Annotated in this window: 2 protein-coding genes; both read left to right on the top strand. The window is 63.0% G+C overall.

The window, feature by feature from the left end; all coding sequences use genetic code 11:
* Window positions 1–200 precede the first annotated feature (200 nt).
* A complete protein-coding gene (locus G3446_RS26105) occupies window positions 201–1625 on the top strand; it encodes a tetratricopeptide repeat protein (protein WP_164456583.1) in 1425 nt (474 codons plus the stop codon).
* Window positions 1626–1698: 73 nt separating this feature from the next.
* On the top strand, window positions 1699–3185 hold a 1487-nt coding region (locus tag G3446_RS26100), incomplete at its 3' end, for a tetratricopeptide repeat protein (RefSeq protein ID WP_164456582.1).

The following is a 3185-nucleotide window of genomic DNA, read 5'->3' as shown; positions in this document are numbered from 1 at the left end:
CTGGGTCGTCTGGCCTCGATCCGCGCGGGCCTGCGTGACGCGCTGGAGTCAGGCCCCTGGTGCGACGAGGCGGGCTTTGCGCGGCGCGTCGAGCAGGCCTATCGGGAGATGTGGCGGAAATGGTGCGGCGATTCGCACGCCAATCGGTGATCGGGCGGAGATCGAGATCTCCACTGCTCTCATAGAGGAGGATGTATGTCGTGACTGATACGCGTGTGCTCTACGAAGAGGCGTTGACCCATCACCGCGCCGGTCGCTCGGACGTGGCGGAAAGCCTCTATCGCGCTCTCTTGGCGTTGGACGAAGGGCATGCTGGCGCGCACCACGGTCTAGGCTCGATCGAGGTCGCAAGCGACCGCGGCGATTCGGGTCTCATGCATTTGCGCCGTGCGGCCGAGCTCTCTCCCAGCGTCGAGGTACATTGGGTCTTGCTCGTCCAGACGCTGCTGGCGACAGGAAGGGCCACCGAGGCTCATGCGGTGCTGGAGCGAGGCCGATCGCTCGGGGCGGACTCGCCAACGATCAGCGCGCTGCGCGACCGTGTCGCGCAGGCGCTTTCGTTGACCCCGAAGCAATCCGTCCAGCAGGCTCTGCACGAGCAGGCGAAGAATGGGCAGGCTTTTCAGCACAGCTCGGAGATGCGCCGGCTGAAACAGACACTGCCGCAGCAGGAGTACGCTGCGCTCGTTCGGTCGATACTGGACGTCAATCCGCTCCAGAAGCTCGAGCTGGACGAGTTTCGCCGAGTCTTCGATCTCACGGATGTCGCCTTATCCCCCGACCAAATCACGCAACAGCTGAGCCGAGCCAAGCAGTTTTCGAAGTACATGCCCGGCCGCCGTATTCTGGTCGCAGCCGCTCCCAAGTCCGCGAGCAGCTATCTGGCGAATCAGCTTTCGATCGGACTGAGCTTGCCCTTCTCTCATCTGACGACGAGTGCGTCTTTCCCCTCGCAGCTCGGAGCGAATGGTCGGGAGCAGGAGCTCTGTGAATATGCGCTTTGCCGTCGGTCGCTGGAGGGGACTGGATTCGTCGCCCAGCACCACATGAAGGGAACGCCCTACTTGGTGAACCTGCTCAATCAATATGGTGTCAAGGTCATCATTACGATACGGAATATCTTCGACGCCATGGTCTCGGCCGATGACATGTTACGTGGCGATGGCGGCGGCTGGATCCACCCCTTCAGTCAGGGGGCGCTCAAGGTGCCACGGCACTATCCGAGACTGCCGAGGGAAGATCGCTTGCAGATCCTGGGCAACACCCTGGGCGTTTGGTACATCGACTTCTATCTCTCGTGGCTCCGTTTGGCAAATGCCGGCAGTCGGCACCTCCTGGTGAGCTACGAGCGTCATCTCTCGAGAGACGGGGGCGACAAGCGGCGTTTGGCCGAGGCGCTCGAGGCGCATCTCGAGCTTGCTCCGGGTGAAGGTGCTGCACTAAGGAAGACATTGCTGTCCGAAGGCTTCTCGAGGAGCGAGGCGCGCTTCAATCAAGGCTTGAGCGGACGTGGGCGGGAAGTCCCCGAGCGGGTTCGCGATCATCTTATCGGGCATGCAAGGTTCTTCGAGGACGAGCTTCAGCAAGCGCAATGGTGCGAATTATTCGGAGAGTCCGTCCAATAGAGGGGGTAAACCCGGGATGACTCGGTCGCGCCTGAGATTCGATCAACCTGAAAAGCCGAATGGACGCAATATCGTGGAATCGCTCCAAGACTTTCTCGCACGGGCGCGCGCCCATCATCAGGCCGGTCGTCTTGCCGACGCCGAGGATGCCTATCGATCCGCGCTTGCCGTGGACCCGACTTATCCGTCCGCCAACCACGGGCTAGGCGTGCTTCAGATCGAGAGAGGCCTCTTCGAGTCTGGTTTAGGGCATTTGCGGCGGGCCCTGGAGGGGGCCCCCGAGACCGGCGACTACTGGCAATCGCTGGCCGAAGGGCTGCTGTTGGCTCAGCGGGCTCCGGATGCGCTCGAAGTGATCGAGCGCGCGATCGCGCATGGGCTAGATACCCGTGCAGCCCATGAGCTCCGAGCTCGTATTGTCGAGGATCGGCCGCCGCCGGCCCCAGCTCCAACCGACGAGGATGCCGACGCGCTGCTCTCGCTTTTCAATCAGCGGCATTATGAAGAGGCGGAGCGGTTGGCGCGGCGGTGGACCGAGCGGGCGCCGGGCGACGCCTTCGGCTGGAAGATGCTGGGTGCCATTCTCGCGCAATCGCAGCGCGGATCGGAGGCGTTGGGGGTGCTCGAGAAGTCGCTCGGCCTCGATCCGGGTGATGCGGAGACGCTCAACAGCATCGGGGCCGTGCTGCAGGATCTCGGTCGACTCGAGGAGGCTGCGCTGCACTATGCTCGTGCTGCCAAGGCGGCTCCGGGATTCGTCGCGGCTCTCAACAATCTTGCCGCGGTCATGAGGAGCCTCGGTCGACTCGAGGAGTCGCTCGAGTACTGCGATATCGTCCTCACGATCGATCCGAGACACCTCAAGGCGCTCAACAGCCGCGGCGCTGCGCTCCGCGAGATGGGACGACTGGAGGAGGCCATCGAAGCCTATCGTCGAGCCCTGGACATACGCCCCGACTATGCCGATGCGCACAGCAACCTAGGCAATGTGCTCCATGCGCTCGGGCGGTATGAGGAGGCGTTGGACGCGCATCGCCGCGCCCTGATGCTCCAGCCTGGCCACCCCGAGATGCTCGCGAATCTCGGCAATGCCTACCAACAGCTAGGGCGGTTCGAGGAAGCGGAAGCGGCTTACCGGCAGGCCTGCTCGATCCGCTCGGAGGACGAGTCGCTTCAGCTGCAGGCCGAGCAATGCCACCAACTGGAGGTGATGCTGGGATCGAGCCAGCCGGAGATGCTGGCGATTCTCGGAAACACCTATCAGTACCTCGGACAGCTCGAGGTCGCCGAGGCCGCCTATCGTCGAGCGTCATCGATCAAGAATGATGATCCATCGATTTACGACGGCTTACTCTTCACCCTGAACTACCACCCGGACAAATCGGCCGAGGAGATCTTCGCGGCGTATCGTGATTACGAGCGCCGCTTTGGCGCACCGCTGCGCGCGAGCTGGCGTGGTCACGGTAATGATCGGGATCCGGATCGTCGTTTGCGCCTGGGCTACGTCTCGGCGGACCTGCGCGCGCACTCGCTGCGCTCCTTCCTCGAGCCGCTGCTGGC

The sequence above is a fragment of the Thiorhodococcus minor genome, assembly GCF_010820565.1.
Lineage (GTDB): Bacteria > Pseudomonadota > Gammaproteobacteria > Chromatiales > Chromatiaceae > Thiorhodococcus > Thiorhodococcus minor.
This window is presented reverse-complemented; position numbering and strand designations above follow the sequence as displayed.